Genomic DNA, 17414 nt, shown 5'->3' on the forward strand with positions numbered 1-17414 from the left:
GTCGGCGGTCGGGTGCCGGCCTGGGTGGCGAACAGTACCCGGGGCAGGCGGCCGCCGCGCATGGGCGGCGGAGTAGCGGCGATGACCTCCTTGAGCCAGGTGTTGAGACGGCCGGTGGAGATGCGCTTGTCCCAGGACTCGAGGGCGGTCTCCATGGCCGGCACGAGCTTCTGCACGGCGCGGCCGGTCTTCGCGGAGATGTTCACGCGCGCCGCCCACGGCACGCGCAGCAGGTCGCGTTCGATTTCCCGGCTCAGCTCGTAACGTCGGTCCTCGTCCACGAGGTCCCACTTGTTGAATGCGATGACGAGGGCGCGGCCGGCGTCGGCGACCATCGAGATCACCCGCTGATCCTGCTCGGTGATGGGTTCGGAGGCGTCGATCAGCAACACCGCGACCTCGGCGGCCTCGATGGCGCCGCGGGTGCGCAACGAGGCGTAGAACTCGGCGCCGGAGGCGGTGTTGACGCGTTTGCGCAGACCGGCGGTGTCCACGAACCGCCAGGTCTTGCCGCCGAGTTCGACGAGGGAGTCCACCGGGTCGACCGTCGTGCCTGCGACGTTGTGGACCACGGATCGTTCGTCGCCGGCCAGCTTGTTGAGCAGGCTGGACTTGCCGACGTTCGGTTTGCCGACCAGTGCGACGCGACGTGGCCCCTGTCCCCCGGTGCCTTCACGCGGGGTGCGCGGCAGCACCGCGAGTAGTTCGTCGAGCAGGTCGCCGGTGCCTCGACCGTGGGTGGCCGAGACCGAGTACGGCTGCCCCAGGCCCAGCGACCACAGTGCCGCCGCCTCCGACTCGACGCGGTCGTCGTCGACCTTGTTCGCGACGAGCAGCACCGGCGTCTTGGACCGGCGCAGCACCTTGGCCACGGCCTCGTCGACGGCGGTGGCCCCGACGGTGGCGTCGACGACGATCAGGATCGCGTCGGCCGTGCGCATCGCGATCTCTGCCTGTCGCGCGACGGATTGTTGCAGGCCCTTGGCGTCGGGTTCCCATCCCCCGGTGTCCTGCACCATGAATCGGCGGCCGTTCCAGGTGGCCTCGTACGAGACGCGGTCGCGGGTCACGCCCGGCACGTCCTCGACGACCGCTTCGCGGCGGCCGATGATGCGGTTGACCAGGGTGGACTTGCCGACGTTGGGGCGTCCGACCACGGCGACCGTCGGCACGGGCACGAACTCTTCGAGTTCGGCGGCCCCGGCGAGCTCGAGGTCCCAGTCCGATTCCTCCGACCAGGTACCGTCGCCGGTGAATTCCGTCACGTCCTCGCTCACAGGGTCGCTCCCGTCTGTTCGGCGACCACGGCGGCGAGCGCGGCGATCACTTCGTCGATGTCCATCTCGCTCGTGTCGACGACGATCGCGTCGTCCGCCGCGCGCAGCGGGGACACCGCGCGGGTGGAGTCGAGGTGGTCGCGGCGCTGCACCGCGGCGAGCACCGCCTCGTAGTTGTCGCCGCGGCCTTCGGCGATGTTCTGCTGGTTGCGCCGCTGTGCCCGCGCCTCGGCGGAGGCGGTGAGGTAGATCTTCACATCCGCGTCGGGAAAGACGACGGTGCCGATGTCGCGGCCCTCGACGACGATGTGCCCCGCGTCGCGGCCGAGACGCTGCTGCGCTACGACGAGGGTCCGGCGGACGGCGGGGACGGCGGACACGGCCGAGACCGCGCCGGTGACCTCCGCGCCGCGGATGATCTCGCGGACGTCCTCCCCGGCGAGCCGGATGTCCTCGGCCTCCGGGTCGGTCCCGATCGACCAGGGCAGGGACGCGGTGGCGGCGGCGATGGCGGCCGGATCGGACAGGTCCGCCCCGGCACGCAGCACGTGCAGGGTCGCGACGCGGTACATGGCGCCGGTGTCCAGGTAGGCCGCGCCGAGGAGCTGGGCGAGTCGCTTGGAGACGGTGGACTTGCCGGTGCCCGAGGGACCGTCCATGGCGACGACGAGCGAGCTCACAGGCCCACCGCCTGGTAGAGGCTGCCGACTTCCTTGCGGCCGAGCACCCGCAGGGTGCCGGGTCGCTGGTCGCCGAGCGCGACGGGGCCGATGTCGGTGCGCACGAGGCGGATCACGGGGTGGCCGACGGCGTCGAGCAACCGGCGCACGATGTGCTTGCGGCCTTCGTGCAGTTCGAGGCGGACCAGGGATTGGCCCTCGTTGACCTGGAGGAGCGCGAAGGAGTCGACCTTGGCGGGGCCGTCGTCGAGTTCGACGCCGGCGCGCAGCTGCTTGCCGATGCCGCGCGGAAGGACGCCCTTGACCGTGGCGAGGTAGGTCTTGGTCACCTCGTAGGAGGGGTGCATGAGCCGGTGGGCGAGTTCACCGTCGTTGGTGAGCAGCAGCAGTCCTTCGGTGTCGGCGTCGAGCCGGCCGACGTGGAAGAGGCGCTGGCCGGCGGCGACGCGTTCGGAGACGATGTCGCCGACGCAGGGGCGGCCGAGGTCGTCGGACATGGTGGACTGCCAGCCGCGGGGCTTGTTGAGCACGAGGTGGACGAGGTCCTTGTCGACGACGACGCGGATGCCGTCGACGCGGATCACGGCGTTCTCGGGGTCCACGCGCAGGCCCTGCTCGGTGACGATGGCGCCGTCGACCTCGACGCGGCCGGCGGCGATGAGTTCTTCGGCGGCCCGGCGGGACGCGACTCCGGCCTGGGCGAGGACCTTCTGCAGGCGCACGCCTTCGCCGGCGGGCAGTTGCGGGCGTTCGGCAGCGTGCTGGTGCCGGGCGGGTCTGGCGTTGCTGATCTTGGGCAGGGCCGCGGGGCGCTGGGCCTGGGGCTTGGGGGCGGCGGGACGGCCGCGCTTGTTGAGCGGGGTGTCGCCCTTGCGGTGTGCCTTCTTCGGTGTGGCCGCGCCGGCGGCGGGCTTCGATGTGGCCGCGCGGGCGGCGGGTTCGCCCCGGCGTACGCGGGGTGGGTTCCCTGCGCGGGAGTTGGTCTTTCTGCGGTCCGGTGTGCCATCACGGCGAGCGGGCTTGTGCACTTTTTTCCTGTCTCAATCGGGATCGAACGGCGCGGGCGAGGGGACCTCGGTGCGCGGGTTCCTTCCCATTCTCGCAAATCGTGGGTCGGCCTCGAGACTTTCGCTGATGTCGTCGATCACATCGACGTCCGGGAGCAGTGGCGCGAGCGGCGGCAGATCGTGCAGGGAGGCCAGTCCGAGGCGTTCGAGGAACAGTTCGGTGGTGACGTAGCGGGTGCCGCCGGTCTCGGGGTCGGTGCCGTCCTCGGCGATCAGGTCGCGGGCGAGGAGGGTGCGCATGACGCCGTCGACGTTGACGCCGCGCACCGCGCTGACGCGGGCGCGGGTGACGGGCTGGCGGTAGGCGACGACGGCGAGGGTCTCGAGGGCGGCGCGGGTGAGTTTGGTGCGGGCGCCGCCCTGCAGGAGTCGTTCGACGTAGGGGGCGTAGTCGCGGCGGGTGTAGAAGCGCCAGCCGTCGCCGGCGTAGCGCAGGTCGATGCCGGAGCCGCGCGCGTCGAGGTCGGCGGCCATGCGGTGCAGGGTGGTCTCGACGCGGGTGGCGGTGACGCCGATCGCGTCGGCGAGCTGGGCGTTGGGTGCGGGGGTGTCGACGACGAGCAGCAGTGCTTCGAGGGCGGCGGCGAGTTCGTCGTCGCTCATCTCGAGCAGTTCCGCGTCGAGTCCGTGCGCATCGGGGTCCGGTGTGGCGCTGCTCACCCGTAGTCCTCCTCGAATGTGGTGACGGTGTCGTCGTTCTCACCGGTCCAGGCCACGTGCAGCGGTCCGAGCGGTTCGGGTTGGTCGAAGGTGACGGCTCGTTCGCGGTAGAGCTCGAGCAGTGCGAGGAACCGGGCGACGACCTGGAGGCCGTTGTCGCATTCGGCGACGAGGTGACCGAAGGTGGCCCAGGTGCCGGCGCCGAGGGCGCGCAGCAGGGTGAGCAGGCGGGCGGCCTGTTCCGGGACGGAGACGCGGGGGGTGTGGAGGTGGTCGAGGCCGACGCGCGGGGGCGGTTTGGGCCGGAAGGCGGCGGCGGCGATCTCGGCGAACCGGGTCGCGTCGACGCCGAGGACGACCTCGGGCAGCAGGTTTTCGTACTGCGGTTCGAGTGCGACCGTGCGGGGGTAGCGGCGCAGGGCGGCGGCTTCGAACTCGGCGAACCGGTCGGCGATCTGTTTGAAGGCGCGGTACTGAAGCAGGCGGGCGAAGAGCAGGTCGCGGGCCTCGAGCAGGGCGAGGTCCTCGGGGTCGTCGACGTCGCCCGAGGGCAGGAGGCGAGCGGCCTTGAGGTCGAGCAGGGTGGCGGCGACGACGAGGAATTCGGTGGTCTGGTCGAGCCCCATCCGGGGGCCGAGGGCGCGGGTGTAGGCGATGAATTCGTCGGTGACCTCGTGCAGGGCGACTTCGGTGACGTCGAGGCGGTGCTGGGAGATCAGGGTGAGCAGCAGGTCGAAGGGGCCTTCGAAGTTGCGCAGTCGTACTTGGAATCCCGCGGGGGTCGCGGCGGGCTGGGCCGGATCCGGTGGGGTCGGGCCTGGGTTGTCCACGGTCACGGGTTATCGGCCGGAGCGGTGGATCACTTCGCGGGCCAGGGCCCGGTAGGACTCGGCGCCGGCGGATTTCGGCGCCCAGGTGGTGATGGGTTCACCGGCGACGCTGGTTTCGGGGAACCGGACGGTGCGGGCGATGACGCTGTCGTAGACGAGGTCGCCGAAGACCTCGACGACGCGGGACATCACCTCGCGGGCGTGCAGGGTGCGGGAGTCGAACATGGTCACGAGGATCCCGGCGAGGCTGAGCTTGGGGTTGAGCCGGTCGCGCACCTTGTCGACGGTGTCGTTGAGCAGGGCCAGTCCGCGCAGGCTGAAGTACTCGCATTCCATCGGGATGATGACCGCGTCGGCGCAGGCGAGGGCGTTGACGGTGAGCAGGCCGAGGGACGGCTGGCAGTCGACGAGGATGTAGTCGTAGCGGTCGAGGACGGGGTACAGGGCTCGGCCGAGGGCTTGTTCGCGGCCGACCTCGGAGACGAGCTGGATTTCGGCGGCGGACAGGTCGATGTTGCTCGGCAGCAGGTCCAGTCCTTCGACCCGGGTGTGCAGTAGGACGTCGTCGACGGAGATTCCGCGTTCGACGAGCAGGTTGTGCACGGTCAGGTCGAGGTCGTGGTGGGCGACGCCGAGTCCGGCGGACAGGGCGCCCTGGGGGTCGAGGTCGACGAGCAGGACGCGACGGCCGTATTCGGCGAGGGAGGCGCCGAGGTTGATGGTGGAGGTGGTCTTGCCGACCCCGCCCTTCTGGTTGCACATCGCGATGATCTTCGCGGGTCCGTGACCGGGCAGCGGCTGCGGTTCCGGGACGTACCGGCGGGGTCGTCCGGTGGGGCCGAGTTCGGCTTCGGGTTCCGCGGTGTGGGTGGGGTCCGGGTCGGTGTGGGCCGCGTCGACGTCGGGGCGGCCGTGGAGCAGGGCGTGCTGCGAGGCCGGCGCTGTGTTCGCGGCGGGCGCTGTGTCCGCCGCGGGCGCTGTGTCCGCTGCGGGCGGTTGTGGTGTCGCCACTGTCCCCTGCTCCCCCTGTCCTGCTCGCTCGGCTGTCGGGTCAACGCTACCGCTTCGGATGGTGCGATGGCGCCGTGGACACGCCCTGCCGCCGTGGTGGCTACCGGGCGCGGGGGTGGGCCCCGGCCCATACTTCGCGCAGCGCACCGGCTGTGACCTGCGTGTAGATCTGGGTGGTGGTCACCGAGGCGTGGCCGAGGAGTTCCTGCACCACCCGCACGTCGGCGCCGCCGTCGAGGAGGTGGGTGGCGAAGGAGTGGCGCAGGGTGTGCGGGGAGACGGCGGCGGTGATTCCGGCCCGGCCGGCGGCGGTCTGCAGTACCTGCCAGGCGCTCTGCCGGGACAGTCGGCCCCCTCGGGCGTTGAGGAACAGGGCCGGGGTGTGTCCGGTGGCCAGGGCGGGACGGCCGCGGACCAGATAGGCGTCGACGGCGGCCAGGGCGGGGCGGCCGACCGGTACGACGCGTTGCTTGCCGCCCTTGCCGCGCAGCAGCACCGACCGGTGGGTGGTGTCGAGGTCGTCGACGTCGAGGCCGACGGCCTCGGAGATGCGCGCGCCGGTGGAGTACAGCAGTTCGAGCAGCGCCCGGTCGCGCAGGTCCCGGGGTCCGTCGGCACCGGTGCCTGCGGCGTCGAGGATGGCCGATACGTCGGCGACCGGCAGGGCCTTCGGCAGGCGCCGGCCCGCGGCGGGGGGTTTGACGGCGCGGGCGACGTCGACGGGGGTGCGGCCTTCGGTGGTGGCGAAGCGGTGCAGGCCGCGCACGGCGACGAGGGCTCGGGCGGCGGAGCTCGCGGCGAGGGCGGGCCTGCCGCGTTCGGGGTCGCCGCGGCGCAGCGCGGTGACGAAGTCGCCGACGTGTTCCTCGCGCACCTCGGCGAGGTCGGCGATGCCGAGGTCGGTGAGGTGTTCGAGGTATCGGGTGAGGTCGCGGCGGTAGGAGGCGAGGGTGTTGGGGGCGGCCCCGCGTTCGACGGTGAGGTGGTCGAGGTAGGCGTCGAGCTGTCGGGCCAGCACGGCGTCAGTTCCCGAGGCTCTTGGTGCGCAGCAGGGCGCGGGGCCGGTCGGGCCACTCGGCGTCGGCGGGACGCAGGGCCCCGTCGCGGCGGGTGGCGGCGAGAGCGAGGATTCCGGCGACCGCGGTGGCGTTGACGATCTGTCCGCCGAGCACCATGGCGACGGCCTCGTCGACGGGGACCCGGCAGATCTCGAGGTCCGCCTCCTCGTGTTCGGGGTCGGGCCGGTCGGCGGTGGACAGGTCCCGGGCCGCGTATACGCGCACGGCCTCGTCGGTGAACCCCGGGGACAGGGCGAGGTCGACGAGCAGGTCCCAGCGGGCGGCGGCCAGGCCGGTCTCTTCGGTGAGTTCCCGGCGGGCCGCGTCGAGCGGGTCCTCGCCGGGCGCGTCGAGCAGCCCGGCGGGCAGCTCCCAGAGGCGGTGGCCGAGCGGGTGGCGGTACTGGTGGATGAGGATCAGCCGATCCTGTGCGTCGACCGCGGCGATCGCGACGGCGCCGTGGTGTTCGACCACCTCCCGCTCGGCCTCGTGCCCGTCGGGCATGGCGACCCGGTCCACGCGCAGCGACACGATGGCGCCGGTGTGGATCCGGCGTGTGGACAGTGTCCGGAACTCGTGTCGCTGCGTCACGGTCGGCTACTTGCCGCCGGCGGTGGCGTTCTCGGACACGGTGGCGTCCTCGGACACGGTCGGCGCCGCGGCGCCGCCGTCGACCAGGGCGTGGTCGGCGTCGTCGCCGTGCACGTCCACCGGCAGCCGCTCCGCGGGCTTGTACCGCAGCGCGGCCGCGACGAATGCGGAGAACAGCGGGTGCGGCCGGGTGGGGCGGCTCTTGAGCTCGGGATGCGCCTGGGTGGCCACGAAGAACGGGTGCACGTCGGCGGGGTATTCGACGAACTCGACGAGATGCCCGTCCGGGGAGGTGCCCGAGAAGGTCAGGCCCGACTTGGCGATCCGGTCGCGGTAGGCGTTGTTGACCTCGTAGCGGTGGCGATGCCGTTCGGAGACCCGTTCGCTGCCGTAGGCACGCGCGACGACCGAGCCCTTGGTGAGCACGGCCGGGTAGGAGCCGAGCCGCATCGTGCCGCCCAGGTCGGCTTCTCCCGCGACGGCCTGCTCCTGATCGGCCATCGTGGAGATCACCGGGTGGGTGGTGTCGGGGTCGAATTCGGCGGAGTTCGCGTCGGCGATGCCGACCGAGCGGGCCGCTTCGATGACCACGCACTGCAGGCCCAGGCACAGGCCGAGCAGCGGGATCTTGCGGGTGCGGGCGTAGCGGATCGCGCCGAGTTTGCCTTCGATGCCGCGGATGCCGAAGCCGCCGGGGATCAGGACCGCGTCCACGTCGCCGAGCGCGGCCTGGGCGCCGGCCTCGGTTTCGCAGTCGTCGGAGGGCACCCAGCGGATGTCGACCTTGGCGCGGTGTGCGAACCCACCGGCCCGCAACGCCTCGGTGACCGACAGGTAGGCGTCGGGCAGGTCGACGTACTTGCCGACGAGGGCGACCCGCACGGTCTCGCGGGGCTGGTGCACCCGGTCGAGCAGATCACCCCACACGGTCCAGTCCACGTCGCGGAACGGCAGGCCGAGCTGGCGGACGACGTAGGCGTCCAGGCCTTCGCGGTGCAGGACCTTGGGGATGTCGTAGATCGACGGGGCGTCGGGGCAGGAGATGCAGCCGTCGACGTCCACGTCGCACATCAGCGCGATCTTCGCCTTGAGGGCGGCGGGGACCTCCCGATCGCAGCGCAGCACCAGCGCGTCGGGCTGGATGCCGATGTTGCGCAGCGCCGCCACCGAGTGCTGGGTGGGCTTGGTCTTCAGCTCACCCGACGGGGCCAGGTAGGGCACGAGGGAGACGTGCAGGAAGAAGACGTTGCCGCGACCGACGTCGTGGCGGACCTGGCGAGCCGCTTCGAGGAAGGGCTGGGACTCGATGTCGCCGACGGTTCCCCCGATCTCGGTGATGACCACGTCGGGAACGTTGCCGTCCTTGTCGGGGCCGGCCATCGCCATGATCCGGTTCTTGATCTCGTCGGTGATGTGCGGGATCACCTGGACGGTGTCGCCGAGGTACTCGCCGCGCCGCTCCTTGGCGATGACCGTGGAGTAGATCTGGCCGGTGGTGACGTTGGCGGCGGCGTTGAGATCGCGGTCGAGGAAGCGTTCGTAGTGGCCCACGTCCAGGTCGGTTTCGGCGCCGTCCTCGGTGACGAAGACCTCGCCGTGCTGGAAGGGGTTCATGGTGCCGGGATCGACATTCAGGTAGGGGTCGAGCTTCTGCATGGTCACGCGCATTCCGCGCGCGGTGAGAAGAGCGCCCAGGCTCGATGCCGTCAGCCCCTTGCCCAACGAGGAGGCGACACCCCCGCTGACGAAGATGTGCTTGGTGGCGGTACGCGAGTGGCGTGACTGTGGCAAAGAAGCTCCCGTGACGTCTGGTGCAGGACTTCGGACTGATGACGGAACAACTGGGGCCTGCACGACCCACGGAACTTCACGGTAACACCTGCCGCGGGTCCCGCGTACACGACTCGCCCGGATCGGACGGGGATCACACCGTCCGCCGCGGCGCGCCCCGTCAGCGGGCGGCGGTTCCGACGGTGACGGCGCCGGCGTTGGGCCCGGTTCCGTACCGGCCCGACACCCCGGCGAGCTGTTCCTGCAGCGCCAGCACCGTGGTGATACGGCCGGATTCGCGGTCGACGGTGTCGACCGTGGACAGACCGGCCGACAGCGCCGCGTCGGCCCGCACCACGGCAACGGCCCCGTTGCCGACGGCGGCGCCGGGCCGTCCGGCCAGGACCGTGCCGGCGCCCCGGGAGTCGAACGCGGCGGCGAAGCGGGCCAGCAGCGCGCCGCGGTTACCGCCGGCCTCGGCCCCGGCCTCCCCGTCGCCGGTGACGACGATCGCGGCCTGCGCGGGCTCGACGGTCCCGTCGTCGTATGCGACGAATCCGCCGCCGCGCAGCGTGGACAGGGCGAGGTCGCGTTCCTGGGGGGTGCTGCGCGGTTGCGCGTTCGCCGGATCGACGAGCAGCACGGCGCCGAGCAGGTCGCCGGCCAGGCTGCCCTGGTCCACGGCGCCGGTCTGCAACTGCACCCCGGCGGGCACGACGTTGGTGACGGTGGTGCGCAACTGGTCGGCGCCCGCGGCGTCGACGAAGGACTCGGTCAGCGAGATCCGGCCGGTCACGGCGGCGCCCGCGGCCTCGACGGTGCGGATCACCGCGTCCAGGTCCGCCGGGTCGGTGTCGGGGGTGGCGATCATGAGCACCGTGCGACCGGCGAGCGTGTCGCGCACGATGCGTCCGGACACGGCGGCGTCGAAGCCGTCCGCCGCGTTGAGCTGCTCGGTGAGCGCGTTGGTGCGGTCCTCGGCGTCCTGCAGCCGGCGCTGCAACTCGGACCGGTCGTCGCGCAGGCCGGCGACGACGCTGTCCGACAACAGCCCGGAGCCGAGGGCGATGCCCACGGCCAGGGCGAGGAAGACTGCTGCGATCGAGATTGCGTGGTGACGCAACGAGATCACGCGGTCAGCCCCTGCACCCACACCACGAGGCTGTCCCAGCTCTGCACGGCCCAGTCCACGACGTCGCCGCCGAGGTTGGACACGATCAGGGCGACGATCACGGCGATCAGCGCGGCGAACACCAGCAGGGCGATCACCCCGCCGGAGACGCGGCTGCGGTAGAGGGTGGCGACGGCCTTGGCGTCGACCAGTTTCGGGCCCACCTTCAGCCGGGTCATGAACGCCGACGGGTTGCTGTCACGGCGGCCCTGGTCGAAGAACTCGTCGAGCGAGACGGTGCTGCCGACGGTGACGACGAGGGCGGCGCCGTGGTGGTCGGCGAGCAGCAGCGCCAGGTCGGCGGGGGCGCCGGTGGCGGGGAATGTCATCGCGCCGATGCCCAGGTCCTGGATCCGTTCGAGACCGGGCGCGTGACCGTCGTGATCGGCCGGCAGCACCACCTCGGCGCCGGACTTGAGGGTTTCGGTGCCGATCTCGTCCGGGTCGCCGACGATCAGATCCGGCCGGTACCCGGCGCGGACGAGCGTGTCGGCGCCGGTGCCGACACCGACGAGGATCGGCGAGTACTCCTTGATGAACGGTTTGAGATTCTTCAGGTCCTGCTCGTGGTCCGGTCCGTCCGCGACCACCACCACGTGCCGGTCGCGCAGGTCCACGTCGACGTCGGGCACTCCGACCCCGTCGATGAGCAGCGGGCTCTCCGAACGGATGAACTCGATGGTGTTGCCCGAGAACGCCTCGAGGTGGTCGACCAGACCGGTTTTCGCCTCGATCATGCGGTCGGAGATCTCGGTCTCGGTCTGCTCCTCGCCCTGGATCAGCAGCCGCTCCCCGGAATAGACCCCGCCCTCGTGCAGGCGAACCTTGGCGCCGTCCTTGATCTTCTTGAACACCTCGGGACCGGTGTTGTCGATCAGGGCGATGCCGTTGGCCACGAGCACCTCGGGGCCGAGGTTCGGGTAGCGGCCGGTGATCGACGTCGAGGCGTTGACCACGGCGGTCACTCCCGCCTCGACGAGCGCGTCGGCAGTGACACGGTCCATGTCGACGGCGTCGAGAACGACGATGTCGCCGGGACCGACCCGACGCAGGAGCTTGGTCTGGTTCTTGTCGACCCGGGCAATGCCGCTCACTCCGGGCAACGTTTCGTTATTGCGTGACAGCAGCGCCGGCATCTTCATGGCATCGATGATGAACCCGGGCCGCGGCCGGGCAACGGAGGCGCGCCGGGGCGGGATCAGCCCCGGCGTTCGGCGTGCGCGGTGGCGAGCAGTTCCTCGGCGTGGGCCCGGCCCGTCTCGGTGTCGCCGAGACCGGCGAGCATGCGGGCGAGTTCGGCGACTCGTTCGGTCTCGGTGAGGGTGCGCACCCCGCTGCTGACGACGCCGCCCGCGTCGTCGACCTTGTCGACGACGAGATGGGTGTCGGCGAATGCAGCGACCTGCGGTAGATGGGTGACCACGATGACCTGATGCGTGCGGGACAACCGGGCCAGGCGCCGGCCGATCTCGACCGCCGCGCGACCGCCGACCCCCGCATCGACCTCGTCGAACACCATCGTGGCGCCGCGCTCGGATCCGGCCAGCACCACCTCGAGCGCGAGCATCACGCGGGAGAGCTCGCCGCCGGAGGCGCTGCGGGCGATCGGCAGGGACCGGGCGCCGCTGTGCGCGGCGAGCCGGAACTCGACGTCGTCGACACCCGACGTGCCGGCGTGCAGCAACCGCCCGCCGACCTCGAGAGGTGCGCTGTCCTGCGGTCCCGCCTCCCGGTCCCGCACCTGCACGTCCAGACTCGCCCGTCCCATCGCCAGGCCGGAGAGCTCCTTGCTCACCGCCTTGGCGAGCTTGTCGGCAGCCTTCCTGCGGGCGGCGGTGAGGGCGGTGGCGGCTTCGGCGGTCGCGGCCGCCTCACGGTCGGCGCGTGCGGCGAGCTCGGCGACCGCATCGGCGGACACGTCGATCCGCGACAACCGATCACGGGCGTCGCGGGCCCACGCGAGCACGCCGTCGATGTCCGCGGCGTACTTGCGGGTGAGCGATTTCAGCTCGGCCTGACGGCCGAGCAACGTCTCGAGGACACCCGGATCGGACGGCAGGTCCGACAGGTACCCGGACAGCTCGCCCGCGACGTCGGTGACCACGGCGATGGCCTCGTCGAGCCGCGGCCCGAGCTCGCGCAGGGCGGGGTCCTCGGCCGCCTCGAGGCGCGCCCGGGACTCCCCGAGCAGATCCAGCGCCGCCGCGCCGCCCACGTCGTCGCCGCCGGCGAGCGCGGCCTGTGCGCCCTGGGCGGAGTCGCGCAGCGAATCGAGGTCGCCGAGCCGGCGCACCTCGGCCACGATCCGGGTGTCCTCCCCCGGCTGCGGGTCGACCGCGTCGATCTCGTCGAGCGCGAACCGCAGGCGGTCCGCCTCCTGCGCGAGTTCGCGGGACTTCTCGGTGCGTTCGAGTAGTTCGTCCCGCGCGGCCAGCCAGCGCCGGCGGTGTTCCTGGTACGTCGACAGCAGCGACGTGATCGTCTTGCCGGCGAACCGGTCGAGCGCGGCGCGCTGCTGGTCGGGTCGCAGCAGCCGCAGCTGATCGTTCTGGCCGTGCACGGTCAGCAGCGGATCGGTGAACTCCGAGAGCACCCCCACCGGGACACTGCGACCGCCGAGGTGGGCGCGGGAGCGGCCGTCGCTGCCGACGGTGCGGACCGCGATGATGCTGCCGTCCTCGTCACGCTGGGCGCCGGTCGTCTCGAGCAGTCGCGCCACCTCCCGCTCGACGTGGCTGGGCACGGCGCCCGCCGCGCCCGAGCCGCCGTCGGCGTCGATGCAGAACCGACCCTCCACGACGGCGCGGGCGGCGCCGACACGGACGCGGGTAGGGTCGGCGCGGACCCCCGACAGTAGATGCAGGCTGGTCACGACCATGGTCTTGCCGGCTCCGGTTTCGCCGGTCAGGACGGTCAGACCGCCGTGGAACTGGGCGCCCGCCTCGGAGATGACCCCCAGATTGTCGATCCGGATCTCGGCAAGCACCTCACAGTCTCCTTCCCCGCCAGCCCTTCACCGGAAGATCGAACTTGCGCACCATTCGGTCGGCGAACGGCGCCGAGTCCAGGCGCACCCACCGCACGGGATGCTTGCCGCGGACCACCTCGAGCCGCCCACCCGCGGGCAGGTCGAGGGTGCGGCGGCCGTCGCAGAACACCAGCCCGTCGTGGCTGCCGGCGAGGGTCTCCACGGCGATCAGCGATTCCGGGCTGGTCACCATGGGCCGGGCGAACAGAGCGTGGGCGTTGCTGGGAATCACCAGCAACGCTTCGAGTTCCGGCCAGACGATCGGGCCGCCGGCGGAGAACGCGTAGGCGGTCGAGCCGGTCGGGGTGGCGATCAGCACTCCGTCGCATCCGAACGCCGACACCGGCCGACCGTCGACCTCGAGCACCACCTCGAGCACGCCCAGGCGGGACTTGTTCTCGAGGCTGGCCTCGTTGAGCGCCCATCCCCGGTCGACGATCGCGTCGTCGACCCGGATCGCGACGTCCAGCGTCATCCGCTCCTCGACCCGGTACTCGCGGCGCACCACCTGTGCCAGCGCCTCCTCGAGATGCTCGGTCTCGGCCTCGGCGAGGAAACCGATGCGTCCCAGGTTGATTCCGAGCACGGGCACCGTCGCGCACTGGGCCAGTTCGGCGGCGCGCAGGAAACTGCCGTCGCCGCCGAGCACGATCACCATCTCGCAACCCCGGGCGGCGTCCGGTCCGGGTTCGACGATGCGGACCCGGCCCTCGGGTCCGGCCAGGGGACCCAGACCGGTGCTGGCGACCTCGTCGTCGAGCACCCGCAGCCCGATGCCGGCCTCGCCGAAGATCTTCGCCGTGCGCTGCGCCGTCGCGGCGATCTCGACCCGTCCCGAGTGGGACACGAGCAGGACCTCGCGGGTCGCGCGCTCCGGGCCGGGCGCTGCACTATCTGTGGTCACTGGGGTCCTTCCTGCACGGCTCGTTCGACCAGCTCGACCACGTCCGCGTCCGGCTCGGCCGGGCCCGGTTCCCCGGCGCGCAGCCACAGGAAGTATTCGACATTGCCGGACGGACCGGGCAGCGGACTGGCCACCGCCCCGAGGGTACGCAGCCCGAGAGTCTGGGCTTCGCGCGCGACGTCGAGGACCGCCTCGGTCCGCAATGCCGCAGCCCGGACGACACCGCCACTGCCGACCCGCTCCTTCCCGACCTCGAACTGCGGTTTGACCATGGGTAGCAGATCTGCGCCCGCGGTCACGCACCGCACGAACGCCGGAAGCACCAGCTTCAGCGAGATGAAGGACAAATCCGCCACCACCAGCTCGACCGGCCCCCCGATCGCGTCCGCATCGATGTTACGCACGTTTGTTCGATCGATCACGCGGACCCGGTCGTCGGACTGCAGCCGCCACACCAGCTGGCCGTAGCCCACGTCGACGGCGACGACTTCCCGTGCGCCCTCGTGCAACAGCACGTCCGTGAAGCCCCCGGTGGAGGCCCCGGCGTCGAGACACCGCCGGCCGGCGACCCGAAGTCCCCGGTCGGTGAACGCCTCGAGGGCGCCGAGCAGCTTGTGAGCACCTCGTGACGCCCACTCCACCTCGTCGGCGACCTCGGTGACCAACAGGGGCGCCCCCGGATCGACTTGCGTCGCAGGCTTCGTCGCGACCGTGCCGTGGACGAGGACCCGTCCCGCAGCGATCAGCTCGCCGGCGTGCTCGCGGGACCGGGCGAGGCCCCGACGGACCAGCTCCGCGTCGACTCGCGCTCGCCGGGCCACGTCAGATCTTGTCCACGGTAGCGAGCGCCTGGACGAGCAGGTCGTGTGCCTGTTCGAGCAGCTGCGCCTGCCGCGGGATGATCTCGGACGGATCGGCCGCACCGACAGCGGTGTCGCGGGCACGCGTGAGCAGCCCCTCGACATCGGTGTGGATCGACCGAGGATCCATACCCGGATGGGAGCCTGGAAGGTGATCGCCTGGGCGTGGTATCGACGTGCTCATCATCGACCACGCTAGTGCATGCCGGTGACGAACCGGCACACCACGCAGAACGGTCTCAGCGGGGCATTCCCCACCGCGCCAGCAGGTCGTCCGTCGCCACGACCCGACCGAAGCCGGGATGGGACCAGGCGACGTCGAGCACGGCACGAAGAGCAGCCATCGGGTCCGCGGCCGGTTGCGGGGCCAGATGCACGTCCCGACCGTCGAACGACACCGCGTGGGGCTCGCGCGTGCCCGGCCGCAGCTCGGCGGCCTCGCCGTCGAGACTCGCGAGCGAGTCCGCAACATAGGTGGGACGTTGCTCCGCCGGGGCCCGGAGCAGGTCCGCGACAGTGCTCACCCCGGTCAGCACCAGTAGCGAATCGACACCGACGGCATTCGCGCCGGCGATGTCGGTGTCGAGCCGGTCGCCGACCACGAGCGGACGCGAGGCACCGCTGCGCACGACGGCGTCCTCGATCAGTGGCGCGGCCGGTTTGCCGGCCACCAGCGGCTCACGTCCCGTCGCCGACCGCAGGGCCGCGACCATGGAACCGTTCCCGAGCACCAGACCTCGCTCGGTGGGCAGCGTCGAGTCGATGTTCGTCGCCACCCACAGCGCGCCGGAGCGCAGTGCGAGCGTCGCCTCGGCGAGAATCGCCCATCCGGTTTCCGGGGAATGCCCCTGCACGACCGCCACCGGGTCGGCGTCGGCGGAGCGTACCGGCACCAGCCCGACCCCGGCGACCTCGTCGACGAGGGCTTCGGTGCCGACCACCAGCACCGGCGCGCCGGCCGGAACCCGCTCCGCCAGCAGCCGGGCCGCGGACTGGGAGCTGGTGACCACGTTCGACTCGTCGGCCGCGAAACCGAGTTCGCGCAGGTGTTTGGCGACCTCACCGGGGCGGCGGCTCGCGTTGTTGGTGACGTAGAACAACCGCTCAGCCCCCTCGGACAGGGCCTCGCGGGCGCCCGGCACCGCTTCGGCGCCGCGGTAGACGGTGCCGTCCAGGTCGAGCAGAAGGACGTCGTAGTGGGTCCGCAACGATGCGCCCGTACCGGTCACAGATCCTCTCCGGTGAGCTCGGCGACGCGTTCCTCGGCGTCGGTGTCCCCCTCCAGATCGGCGGCGGCGGCGTTGAGGAACCACTTCAATCCGTCCTCGGTACGTCCCGCTGCCACGAGCGCGTCCGCATACGCGTAGAACAGGCGCGCGGCGGACGGTCCGGTGCGCGAGGCGTCCAGTTCCGGCGTCTGCAGGGTGACCACCGCCTGGTCGAACTGCCCCAGGTCCATCCGGGCACCCGCGACGACGATGCGCAGTTCGGTGGCCTCGTCTCCGGTCAGCGCCCGAGCCTCGTCGCTACGGCCCAGCTCGATCGCCCGTTCCGGTCGGCCGAGTCCGCGCTCGCAGTCCGCCATGACCGCCAGCAATCCGGGTCCACCGGCCATCCGGCGAGCGGCCCGCAACTCGGACAGGGCCTCCGCCCATTCGCCGGCGTGGTAGGCGGTGATGCCCGCTGCCTCCCGGACCACGGCGATGCGGCCGGCGCGCTGCCGCGCAGCACGCGCATGAGCCAGGGCGACACGGGGGTCGTCGTCGATGAGGCGGCCGGCCATGACCAGGTGCCGAGCCACCGCGTTGGCGTTCGACTTGTCGAGGCTCAGCAGATCCCGGCGGATGGTCGGATCGAGCTCCGACGCCTCGACGTCTTCGGGAAGATCCGGCTCGTCCGGTCGAGATTCGCGACGTCCAGCGGGAACGCCTTCCCGACCCCGGCCCGGGCCGAAGCCGCCTTCGCCGCCGCGGCGGCGCGGGGCGTTGCCGTCCCGCTGTTCGGGTCCGTGGCCGGCCCGGGACGTGCCGGTGCGCCGATCATCCCGGGTCCGATCGTCACGCCGGTCACCGGTGCGCCGATCGTCCCGGCGGTCCTCGTTCGTGCTTCGATGCGGACGCTCGCCGCGCCGTTCACCGTAGGGCCGGTCTCGCCGGTCTCCCGGCGGGCGGTCGCTGCGGGGTCGCTCGGACCGGGCGCCCTCCCGGGAGTCGTCCCCGGCGCCCTTGGGTGCCTCACTTCGGCGTTCCCCGCGGAACGTGCGGTCCTCGCCGCGGCGATCCGGTCGGCCGGCGAATCCTTGCCGGCGGTCCTCGCTGCGGGCCTGACCCCGATCACCGCCTTGGCGACGTTCGCCGCTGTCTCCGCGTCCCGACCTGGGAGTGGACCCTCCACCCCGGAAGGATCGACGCTCACCATTGTTGTCGGACACAGAAAAATCCTTTCACGAAAAACGACGAGAGGGGACCCACCAGGTGGGTCCCCTCTCGGTAACGGGTGTTCGGCGG

Annotated in this window: 17 protein-coding genes; all 17 read right to left on the minus strand. The window is 71.7% G+C overall.

Translation table 11 applies throughout. From position 1 onward, the window contains the following. On the minus strand, positions 1-1277 hold a 1277-nt coding region (gene der / locus OEY_RS0125340), incomplete at its 3' end, for a ribosome biogenesis GTPase Der (protein WP_010596537.1). Continuing rightward, positions 1274-1936, minus strand: a complete 663-nt coding sequence (gene cmk, locus OEY_RS0125345; protein WP_043805938.1) for a (d)CMP kinase — start codon at positions 1934-1936, stop codon at positions 1274-1276. The genes cmk and der, both read right to left, overlap by 4 nt. Before the next feature lie 17 nt (positions 1937-1953). Next, on the minus strand, positions 1954-2985 hold the full coding sequence (locus tag OEY_RS0125350) for a pseudouridine synthase (RefSeq protein ID WP_010596539.1): 1032 nt from the start codon (positions 2983-2985) through the stop codon (positions 1954-1956). Positions 2986-2997: 12 nt separating this feature from the next. Next, positions 2998-3684, minus strand: a complete 687-nt coding sequence (gene scpB, locus OEY_RS0125355) for an SMC-Scp complex subunit ScpB (protein ID WP_010596540.1) — start codon at positions 3682-3684, stop codon at positions 2998-3000. Then, the gene (locus OEY_RS0125360) at positions 3681-4520 is read right to left on the minus strand and encodes a segregation and condensation protein A (RefSeq protein WP_010596541.1); all 840 of its coding nucleotides are present in this window, start codon (positions 4518-4520) and stop codon (positions 3681-3683) included. Before OEY_RS0125360 ends, scpB begins: the two co-directional genes overlap by 4 nt. Before the next feature lie 3 nt (positions 4521-4523). Continuing rightward, complete coding sequence (locus OEY_RS0125365) at positions 4524-5525, minus strand: ParA family protein (RefSeq protein ID WP_010596542.1); 1002 nt, start codon at positions 5523-5525, stop codon at positions 4524-4526. A 100-nt stretch (positions 5526-5625) separates the two neighbouring features. Next, entirely contained in the window at positions 5626-6543 is a 918-nt protein-coding gene (xerD, locus tag OEY_RS0125370; protein ID WP_010596543.1) for a site-specific tyrosine recombinase XerD, read from the minus strand. Between the two features lie 4 nt (positions 6544-6547). Beyond that, the gene (locus tag OEY_RS0125375) at positions 6548-7174 is read right to left on the minus strand and encodes an NUDIX domain-containing protein (protein ID WP_010596544.1); all 627 of its coding nucleotides are present in this window, start codon (positions 7172-7174) and stop codon (positions 6548-6550) included. A gap of 6 nt (positions 7175-7180) precedes the next feature. Continuing rightward, positions 7181-8965 (minus strand): CTP synthase, encoded by a 1785-nt coding sequence (locus tag OEY_RS0125380; RefSeq protein WP_029540230.1) that lies wholly within the window; start codon positions 8963-8965, stop codon positions 7181-7183. A 160-nt stretch (positions 8966-9125) separates the two neighbouring features. Continuing rightward, positions 9126-10076 carry a copper transporter gene (locus tag OEY_RS0125385; protein ID WP_010596546.1) on the minus strand — a complete coding sequence of 317 codons (951 nt, stop codon included), beginning with the start codon at positions 10074-10076 and terminating at the stop codon, positions 9126-9128. Next, on the minus strand, positions 10073-11257 hold the full coding sequence (steA, locus tag OEY_RS0125390) for a putative cytokinetic ring protein SteA (protein ID WP_010596547.1): 1185 nt from the start codon (positions 11255-11257) through the stop codon (positions 10073-10075). The genes OEY_RS0125385 and steA overlap by 4 nt, the downstream gene beginning before the upstream one ends. Positions 11258-11313: 56 nt before the next feature. Beyond that, positions 11314-13101: a DNA repair protein RecN gene (gene recN, locus OEY_RS0125395; RefSeq protein WP_010596548.1), complete on the minus strand. Its 1788-nt coding sequence runs from the start codon at positions 13099-13101 to the stop codon at positions 11314-11316. A 1-nt stretch (position 13102) separates the two neighbouring features. Further along, positions 13103-14047: an NAD kinase gene (locus OEY_RS0125400; protein ID WP_010596549.1), complete on the minus strand. Its 945-nt coding sequence runs from the start codon at positions 14045-14047 to the stop codon at positions 13103-13105. Then, entirely contained in the window at positions 14044-14868 is an 825-nt protein-coding gene (locus OEY_RS0125405; RefSeq protein ID WP_010596550.1) for a TlyA family RNA methyltransferase, read from the minus strand. The genes OEY_RS0125400 and OEY_RS0125405 overlap by 4 nt, the downstream gene beginning before the upstream one ends. 1 nt (position 14869) lies before the next feature. Continuing rightward, on the minus strand, positions 14870-15037 hold the full coding sequence (locus OEY_RS30990) for a hypothetical protein (protein WP_010596551.1): 168 nt from the start codon (positions 15035-15037) through the stop codon (positions 14870-14872). 109 nt (positions 15038-15146) lie between these two features. Beyond that, a complete protein-coding gene (locus tag OEY_RS0125415) occupies positions 15147-16136 on the minus strand; it encodes an HAD-IIA family hydrolase (protein ID WP_010596552.1) in 990 nt (329 codons plus the stop codon). Further along, positions 16133-17338 (minus strand): hypothetical protein, encoded by a 1206-nt coding sequence (locus OEY_RS30095; RefSeq protein ID WP_010596553.1) that lies wholly within the window; start codon positions 17336-17338, stop codon positions 16133-16135. Before OEY_RS30095 ends, OEY_RS0125415 begins: the two co-directional genes overlap by 4 nt. Between the last annotated feature and the right edge of the window lie 76 nt (positions 17339-17414).

The organism is Rhodococcus sp. P14 (assembly GCF_000256505.1).
Classification (GTDB): Bacteria; Actinomycetota; Actinomycetes; order Mycobacteriales; family Mycobacteriaceae; genus Rhodococcus; species Rhodococcus ruber.

Bases quoted from the DNA above. Each gene is read 5' to 3' on its own strand.
- cmk (WP_043805938.1), bottom strand. From the start codon at position 1,936: ATGGACGGTCCCTCGGGCACCGGCAAGTCCACCGTCTCCAAGCGACTC.
- steA (WP_010596547.1), bottom strand. From the start codon at position 11,257: ATGAAGATGCCGGCGCTGCTGTCACGCAATAACGAAACGTTGCCCGGA.
- OEY_RS30990 (WP_010596551.1), bottom strand. From the start codon at position 15,037: ATGGATCCTCGGTCGATCCACACCGATGTCGAGGGGCTGCTCACGCGT.